This is a genomic window from Calothrix sp. CBUCES-K 9914 (assembly GCF_059640475.1).
In genome coordinates, this window is sequence record NZ_JBXXZH010000364.1 from 1 (window position 1) to 7,120 (window position 7,120).

A 7,120-nucleotide genomic window follows, 5' to 3' on the forward strand; every position below is an offset into this window, starting at 1 on the left:
CGGTTACTCACGACATGGTGGTGGCGCCTTCTCTGGCAAAGACCCCACAAAAGTTGACCGCAGTGCAGCATACTCTTGTCGCTATGTCGCCAAGAATATAGTCGCCGCTGGTTTGGCAGAAAAATGCGAAGTGCAGTTAAGCTACGCTATCGGTGTTGCAAGACCAACAAGTATTTTCGTCGAAACCTTTGGTACTGGTAAAGTTGACGATGAAATCTTGCTAAAAATAATCAAAGATAACTTTGAATTGCGTCCAGCAGGCATTATTCACAGCTTAAATCTTAAGAACTTGCCAAACGAACGAGGCGGACGTTTTTATCAGGACGTCGCGGCTTACGGTCACTTTGGTCGAGATGATTTAGATTTACCTTGGGAAAAAACCGACAAAGCTGAACTACTCAAAGCTGCTGCTACCAACTCCCAATTAACAGCTATTGTCTAATGCTTTGATTTCATAATCATAGAAGGCGCCTAGTTTCTTGGACTTTTTCCTCCCTAACAGGCGCCTTCATTGAATTTAAATAAATGCATAATTAACTACATAGCTATATAATGATAATAATTAATTATAAACTAAATGTAATGTAGTGGTGGGAGCTAAGTAAAAGTCTTGCAAAGTCTATAGAGACAATGATCAAATTTGATAGTAAAGGAATATATTTGAGTAGAGATAAATCCCTGTAATTTGCTATTATTATGTACTGTTCGTAAAATCCTGCCATCCAGGGTTGAAAGGGTGTTTAGTAATTGATACTCAATTCGGGAGTTTAATGAATGAGAATTGATGCAAAATTGTAGTTTGAATATCTTTTTAATCTACTGAAATTTTATCAATATATTAAATTAACACAATCATAGTGAATTTGCGCTTATATATAGATGTCATCAACGGAGGGCGTTAGGAGGATTGAGGAATGCGAACTCAGCGAAAGCCAGCCGTTTTCCATAAACGTTCCGAAAGTAAAACAGTGCCAGCAAATCAGCCTTCAACCGATGAATTGCCGACGATTGAATTTCCCACGCGCGGGAAACTCAAAGCAAGCTCTTGGCGAATTCACCAAAAAATTGGTTATGGATATTTTCTGGCAATTGGTATTGGCTTTCTGGGTTCGTTAACCGGATTCATAACTGCGAACTATTACCGAGGACACGAAATTAGACAGTTAGAGCAAGCTTCGAGGCAATCTCAACTGTTAGCTTCTTATAAAGATGCGGCAATTGGCACGCTGCTTGCTAGCTACAAGTTGCCTGCTGTCGTCGAAAACCAACAACAGTTAGAGGAAAGACAAAATAGTTTTCGCAATGACTTTATTAGAGCGCAGAAATCTGAACAAGAACTAATTAAGTTCATTGATGGCAATCCACGCGATTTAAGTCCCCCGCCAAAATGGCTACGCTCTTTTATGAGGGACTATGCTGGCTACTTAAAATCCTATGTCTCTGAGGTTGAGTCGATTTTGCAAGAAGTCGAAACTCAACCATTACAAAAAAATGCTGCTAAATTTTCGGGCGAGTTACTTTCGGTAATGCGTGGAGAAACTGCCACACGCTTAGACCAGGAGTCACAGAGGTTACTTGAAACTTTAGAAGCTGCTCACCAAGAAAGTGAACGCCGTTCTAGAGATGTCGAAAACGCCAAAATCTATGAACGCTTGATTACTATTCTAAGCATGGTTGCTTCGGTTGCTGTTGCTGCCATTGTCGCTTGGAGAACTTCGCGCGATATCGCCGAGCCTGTAATCATTGTGACGCAAGTCGCCGAGCAAGTCGCAAGAAAATCTAACTTTGATTTACGGGCGCCTGTGACAACCGAAGATGAAATTGGGCTGCTGGCAAAGTCGCTCAATAGGTTAATCGAAAGAGTTTCGGAAAGAACAAAAGAACTACAGCAGGCAAAAGAAGAAGCGGAAGCTGCGAGCAAAACAAAAAGTCAATTTCTTGCGAATGTCAGTCACGAGTTGCGTACCCCACTCAACGCGGTTATTGGTTTGAGTCAGTTGCTACAGGACGACGCTACTGACATTGGGTTAGAAGGAGATTTTTCGACCGACTTAGAAACGATTAACGCTGCTGGTAGACATTTACTCGAACTGATAAACGACATTCTCGACTTATCGAAAATAGAAGCGGGAAAAATGACGCTCTATCCGGAGACGTTTGAGATTGCAACGCTAATAAATAATGTTGTCCTCACAGTAAAACCAGCTATTGAGAAAAATGGTAACGTCTTTGAAATCGACTGCGACCCACAACTTGGCACAATGTACGCTGACCAAACGCGCGTCCGTCAGGTATTATTGAATTTGCTCAGTAATGCTGCTAAATTTACTACGAATGGCAAAGTATGTTTGAAGGTACGAACGGAGAAAGAAGAATTAGGTGGCGAATATCCGCAGGAAAAAATAATCTTTACCGTTAGCGATACTGGTATTGGCATGACATACCATCAACAGCAGCAGTTATTCAAACCCTTTACTCAAGGTGATGCTTCAACTACTAAAAAGTACGGTGGTACTGGTTTAGGGTTAGCCATTAGTCGTCATTTTTGCCAAATGATGGGTGGTGAAATTTTACTTAAAAGCGAACCTGGTAACGGTTCCACTTTTACAGTTATTTTGCCCCTAATGGCAGAAGGATAAAAAATACAAACATTTCAGATACAGAAAATTATGAATATCGGAACAATGAACGCTGAAATTAGATTGCTTGATATTGTGGCTTTAATCGAGGATTTACCGGAATACGGAATATATCGAGGTCAAGTAGGTACTGTTACTGATGTAGTGGCGCCGAATGTGTTTGAAGTAGACTTTAGCGATACATCAGGACAAACATTTGCTGAACTGAATCTCACAGCAAAACAGTTAATGGTTTTACTTCACGAACCAATCGCATTTGCGAGTGAATATGTACTAAATTAATTAGAACGTAGTGAGATAATTTCTAAAATTCAAAGAACCAGTTTGCAAGGGATGCGTTATTTGTTACATCCTTTGCTCATTATTATTAATATTCTGTGCTATTAAATTTGTAGGTATATATCTTATCATTCCAGACTTTGAGAGCGCTTCAGGACGTAGGCGCTACTTTTCATGTTCATATTTTAGTGTTTATATTATGTTGAGCGAAATGTTACAACGCCCGGAAGTAAATTTACTATACAGAAATCAACTATGAACACCGAAATAAGCAGTCAGCTACCTATACCTACACACTTTAATCCAGATACAGTTAGTAAGGTTTGGCGAGTACCTTACCAACAACGCGCGGTCGAGGCGCCTTCCTGGGCAAAGCAACATAATATCAAGCAAAGCCAATTCGACAATACTCGTGTTTGTCTACTTTTAATTGATGTACAGAACACGTTTTGTATTCCTGAGTTTGAGTTATTTGTTGGTGGTCAGTCTGGAAATGGCGCCGTTGATGATAATGTTCGCTTATGTGAATTTATATATCGTAATTTAGGAAAAATTACAACAATTGTACCAACGCTCGATACACATACAGCGATGCAAATTTTCCATCCGATATTTTGGATAAATGCAGCCGGAGAACATCCAATACCCGCAGCAACTAATATTACTCCTGCTGATATTGATAACAGAATTTGGAAAGTTAATCCAGCAGTAGCTTTTAGCTTGAAATATGAATATGAATCATTGGAGAAACACGCATACCATTACGTAACAAAGTTAACGCACAATGGTAAATACCCTTTAATTGTATGGCCATATCATTCGATGCTTGGGGGTATTGGTCACGCTTTGGTATCAGCAGTTGAAGAAGCGATATTTTTCCACTGTATGGCAAGAAACAGTCAAACGCAATTTGAAATGAAAGGCGATAATCCTTTAACAGAGAATTACTCTATATTACGTCCGGAAGTCATGGAAGGATTTGACGATTTGCCAATTGCTCAGAAAAACGCGCGTTTAATTAAACAGCTATTGGACTACGACGTTGTGATTATTGCGGGACAAGCAAAGAGTCATTGTGTTGCGTGGACTATTGATGATTTACTTACAGATATACAGCAAATAGATGCTTCTTTGGCACAAAAGGTTTATTTATTGGAAGACTGTACTTCACCTGTTGTTGTACCTGGAGTGGTAGATTATAGTGAAGCCGCAAATGCAGCCTATGCAAGGTTTGCAGAAGCTGGAATGCATTTAGTAAAATCTAATGAGTTTGCTTTTTAATTCGTGAATGGGTTTTAGAGAAAATTCGTACTGTGTAGAGACGCGATTAATCGCGTCTCTACGGTCTTCTTGGTAAATAAAATTACATTCACTGCACATGCAAGATGCCTGTGCTACGATTTATGATTAATGGCGCCTCGTTAAGAAACTCTATTTTAAATAATCTTGTGGGTTTGCGGCTTTCCAACCTAAGTCAGAATTGGTACGGACTTCAAAGTGTAGATGTGGTTGGAGTGATGTTGGTTTTCCGGTTGTACCGACTGTACCGAGGATGTCACCAAGAGTAACTTTTTGACCGACTGTGACTTTAATTGTTTTTAGTTGAGCGTAACGAGTTTGTATACCGTTCGCGTGATTAATTATGACTAAGTTTCCATACGAACCTTGTTCACCCGCAAATGCGACTGTTCCGTCTCCAGTGCTTTGAACGGGTGTTCCAACTGGCGCCAGTAGGTCTATTCCGCTATGAAAAAATACTTCGCCAGTTGTGGGGTTTTGAACCCATCCATAGGGTAATGCAATTTTTGCAATTTCAGTGAGGGGATACCCTGCAAAATGTATGGGAGTAGAATTAGAATTGGGAACTGCTGCGGTTGAAACTGGAGAATTAGGACGCTTTGACTGTGGAATAAACACAAGTCTTGGGTTTGGCTGACAACCATTAATTTCAAATAGTACATCAGCACGAATTTTGTATTGTTTGGCGATGTCGCGCCAAGTCATGGAGCGTGGGACTTCAACGATAATGCCATTGTAGGGGGGAATTAATATTTGACTGCCCGGTTTTATCGAACGGTTTTGCAGCCCCGGATTCATGGTCAGAATTGTTTTGGGCGTAAGATTGTAAAGTTGGGCTATGGTTTCTATCGTTTCGCCACTCGATACCGTATGGCGCAAAAACCTAGATAATGCACCTCTTGGACAGCTAGACGTTTGTGCAACTGCATTTGAGGAAAAGTTAAGTAGCGCCAATATGTTAAATAAATTACAAAAAATCAGTAGATAAATGCGAATTTTCTTAAAAGTTGTGTAAGAGATATTGGTAAAGGGAGATTTCATGCCATGAACCCAAGTGCTGCATCTGATTAATTGTTGATTTTAAATTGAAATTGGACGACAGGCGCCCGATTTGATACGGGAATCGTTAGAGAGCTAATGAATACATGGCTATGACTCGTAATGATGAGTCAGGAGTTCCGCTCCAATTGTAAAGAAAAGCTAAAAGGTATACATACAGAGTTTTTTATTCAAAATTAATCTGACAACAAGCTTTTTGCTTGATTAAACTTATAAAGAACGTGTCTGACATTGCAATCTTACTTAAAATTAATGTTCTCTAAGTGTTATTACTATGAAATTATCGTTGAAGCAACTAATCGTTTATTTTTCTCTTGTGACGGTGGGTGGTATGTTAGGTGGTAGTACGGTACTATTTACTAATTCTTTTCTTATACCGCAAAGGCGCCAGTTTCAAGAGTTACGAAATGTTACAGTCGCTTCAACCCCAGATACAGTAGTTCCAGCAAAAGTGGGAGGTGTAATTGGGGCAGTTGGGTCTGAAGATGTAAATTTTATTGCTGCTGCGGTTCAGCGTACAGGTTCGGCAGTTGTACGAATTAATGCTACACGTAAAGTCGCTAATCCAATTTCTGACGCTTTTAAAAACCCAATATTAAGGCGGTTTTTTGGTGAAAACGAGCAACCAGTTCCTCAAGAAAGAATCGAGCGAGGAACTGGTTCAGGATTTGTATTGAGCCAAGACGGGCAAATACTTACAAATGCTCATGTAGTCGCCGACACGGATACAGTGCAGGTAACACTCAAAGATGGTCGAACTTATGAAGGAAAAGTTGTAGGTGTTGATTCTGTAACCGATGTTGCGGCAGTCAAAATTCAAGGCACAAAGTTACCAACGGTGAAGTTGGGTAATTCGCAAAATTTGATTCCCGGACAGTGGGCAATTGCAATTGGCAACCCCCTTGGTTTGGATAATACCGTAACTATTGGCATTATTAGCGCTACCGACCGTACCAGCGCCCAAGTTGGTGTGCCAGAAAAGCGAGTCAGCTTTATTCAAACAGATGCTGCTATTAACCCTGGAAACTCAGGTGGACCGCTTCTCAATTCCCAAGGTGACGTAATTGGTGTAAATACAGCTATTCGTGCCGATGCTCAGGGTTTGGGGTTTGCTATTCCCATCGAAACCGCCGCGCGTATAGCTGGTGAATTATTCACAAAAGGACGTGTTGAACATCCTTTCCTGGGAATTGAGATGGTAGATTTAACGCCCAACAAAAAGCAGCAAATCAATACTGAAAGTAATCTAAATATCAAGCAAGATACGGGAATCTTGATTAAAGGAATTACTGAAAATTCTCCGGCGCAGAAAGGCGGGCTTCGTCGTGGCGATTTAATTGTTAAGGTAAATCGCAAACCTGTAAAAAGTGCCGCGCAAGTTCAAAAGCAAGTTGAATCTAGCTCGGTTGGCGACGTATTAGAAATAGAAGTCAACCGCGACGACAAAATTCAAGCTTTCAAAGTCCAATCAGGAATTTACCCGCTTCGTTAAGGACGCTGCTGGCTATTAGCACAAATGCGCGCGAATTAAATAACCAGCGTTACTGGCTAATGGCTGCTATTCAAATTGTCTAAATGCATCCGCTGTTCCATTTGGCGTAGGAAATATCCTGTCATCATCGCCGATGCCAGCAGTCCAGCTAAATTGTCACGGTCAGTTGCAACTTGTACGTGGAAGTTTTCGTTTGGCAGCATCCCAACAAGACCTTGGACGTTTTGGGATATAATTTGCTTGATTTCTGGGCTGACAGACTGAGCGACACGCGCTAAAACTTCGGGCGGCTGGTGTTGGAGATACTTGAGTAACGGATTAGGGTTTTCCTCAAAGCTCTCAAAAGGAAGCT

At 40.8% G+C, this 7,120-nt stretch carries 7 protein-coding genes; 5 read left to right on the top strand and 2 right to left on the bottom strand.

Features of this window, described 5'->3' with window-relative positions; all coding sequences use genetic code 11:
• From AC2JBO_RS41315 to AC2JBO_RS41330, 4 genes are all read left to right on the top strand, one after another.
• The coding region (locus AC2JBO_RS41315) for a methionine adenosyltransferase domain-containing protein (protein WP_496959426.1) at positions 1-442 on the top strand (442 nt) is incomplete at its 5' end.
• 472 nt (positions 443-914) lie between these two features.
• Complete coding sequence (locus AC2JBO_RS41320) at positions 915-2,639, top strand: sensor histidine kinase (RefSeq protein WP_496959427.1); 1,725 nt, start codon at positions 915-917, stop codon at positions 2,637-2,639.
• Between the two features lie 30 nt (positions 2,640-2,669).
• Complete coding sequence (locus AC2JBO_RS41325) at positions 2,670-2,921, top strand: DUF4926 domain-containing protein (RefSeq protein ID WP_496959428.1); 252 nt, start codon at positions 2,670-2,672, stop codon at positions 2,919-2,921.
• Between the two features lie 252 nt (positions 2,922-3,173).
• Positions 3,174-4,199, top strand: a complete 1,026-nt coding sequence (locus AC2JBO_RS41330) for a cysteine hydrolase family protein (RefSeq protein ID WP_496959429.1) — start codon at positions 3,174-3,176, stop codon at positions 4,197-4,199.
• A 150-nt stretch (positions 4,200-4,349) separates the two neighbouring features.
• Here AC2JBO_RS41330 and AC2JBO_RS41335 read toward each other — a convergent pair whose 3' ends face one another.
• Complete coding sequence (locus tag AC2JBO_RS41335) at positions 4,350-5,258, bottom strand: peptidoglycan DD-metalloendopeptidase family protein (protein ID WP_496959430.1); 909 nt, start codon at positions 5,256-5,258, stop codon at positions 4,350-4,352.
• 292 nt (positions 5,259-5,550) lie between these two features.
• Here AC2JBO_RS41335 and AC2JBO_RS41340 point away from each other — a divergent pair, with 292 nt between their 5' ends.
• Positions 5,551-6,768, top strand: coding sequence for an HhoA/HhoB/HtrA family serine endopeptidase (locus tag AC2JBO_RS41340; protein WP_496959431.1), 1,218 nt, complete (start codon positions 5,551-5,553; stop codon positions 6,766-6,768).
• Positions 6,769-6,824: 56 nt separating this feature from the next.
• On the opposite strand, the gene AC2JBO_RS41345 is transcribed toward AC2JBO_RS41340, so the two are convergent.
• A partial coding sequence (locus AC2JBO_RS41345) for a DUF760 domain-containing protein (protein WP_496959432.1) occupies positions 6,825-7,120 on the bottom strand: 296 nt, incomplete at its 5' end.

Coding starts and splice junctions, on each gene's coding strand:
- AC2JBO_RS41320 (WP_496959427.1), top strand. CDS start 915: ATGCGAACTCAGCGAAAGCCAGCCGTTTTCCATAAACGTTCCGAAAGT.
- AC2JBO_RS41335 (WP_496959430.1), bottom strand. CDS start 5,258: ATGAAATCTCCCTTTACCAATATCTCTTACACAACTTTTAAGAAAATT.
- AC2JBO_RS41330 (WP_496959429.1), top strand. CDS start 3,174: ATGAACACCGAAATAAGCAGTCAGCTACCTATACCTACACACTTTAAT.
- AC2JBO_RS41340 (WP_496959431.1), top strand. CDS start 5,551: ATGAAATTATCGTTGAAGCAACTAATCGTTTATTTTTCTCTTGTGACG.
- AC2JBO_RS41325 (WP_496959428.1), top strand. CDS start 2,670: ATGAATATCGGAACAATGAACGCTGAAATTAGATTGCTTGATATTGTG.